The sequence below is a fragment of the Pseudoalteromonas rubra genome (assembly GCF_005887095.1).
In the GTDB taxonomy this organism is placed as follows: domain Bacteria; phylum Pseudomonadota; class Gammaproteobacteria; order Enterobacterales; family Alteromonadaceae; genus Pseudoalteromonas; species Pseudoalteromonas rubra_E.
The window spans coordinates 1-893 of record NZ_PNCI01000072.1 but is presented as its reverse complement, the minus strand read 5'-3'; the positions used below and the strand labels follow the sequence as shown (position 1 = coordinate 893).

General features: G+C 45.4%; 1 protein-coding gene. It reads left to right on the top strand.

What is annotated here, in order from left to right:
• The first annotated feature begins 279 nt into the window (after positions 1–279).
• Positions 280–564, top strand: coding sequence for a GIY-YIG nuclease family protein (locus CWB99_RS22125; protein WP_138553689.1), 285 nt, complete (start codon positions 280–282; stop codon positions 562–564).
• Positions 565–893 lie beyond the last annotated feature (329 nt).

Here is an 893-nt window from a genome sequence, read left to right as displayed (position 1 = left end):
GGGGTCTTTGGCGCAGGTGATTAAACTACCGTATTGACACCACACTCCGTCATCCCGCACTTGATGCGGGATCCACCTACCGGCGACTCGGTTTAACAACTTTAGAGCGATATCTGAGAGTGCATACTGTTGTCTGTGGCATTTGAATTGTACTTTGGATGGTTCCTGGCTCGTTGGCCGGGATGACGAGAGGAGAGGACTGGTTTTTATAAAATCACGAAACAGTGGGTGAGAATGTAAGCTAAAATTCTATCACTAGAAAAAGGAAAGGATATCCTGATGCAAGCTTATGTATACATTATGGCTTCGGCTCCCTATGGCACTTTATATACAGGTGTTACGACAAACCTGAAGCAGCGAGTCTGGCAGCACAAGAGTAAAATTGATTTATCGTGTTTTACCGCAAGGTATGAAGTATTAAACCTTGTTTATTATGAAACGAGCCAGAGCATTCAAAGTGCAATTAAACGAGAAAAGCAGCTAAAACGCTGGCGACGACGTTGGAAAATCGAACTAATAGAAAAAATGAACCTGGATTGGCGAGATTTGTACTCTTCGATTTAATCAAAGTTTAGGTGACCTAAGAATTGGAGCTTATGATGATGGTTGCAGATAATGTTCTAAACACTGAAATGAACCCACGCGCCGTCATCCAAGTGCCCTCACTCTGTCATTAAAGTGGCCCCACACTCCGTCATCCCGCACTCACTCTTTGTCATCCCGCACTTGATGCGGGATCCACTTACCGGCGACTCGGTTTAACAACTTTAGAGCGATATCTGAGAGCACATACTGTTGTCTGTGGTATTTGAATTGTACTTTGGATGGTTCCCGGCTCGTTGGCCGGGATGACGAGAGCAGGTGAAGAACTGGGGGTCTTTGGCGCAGGTGAT

What these genes read in the sequence shown, in the direction of transcription:
- CWB99_RS22125 (WP_138553689.1), top strand. Translation starts at nt 280, where the DNA reads ATGCAAGCTTATGTATACATTATGGCTTCGGCTCCCTATGGCACTTTA.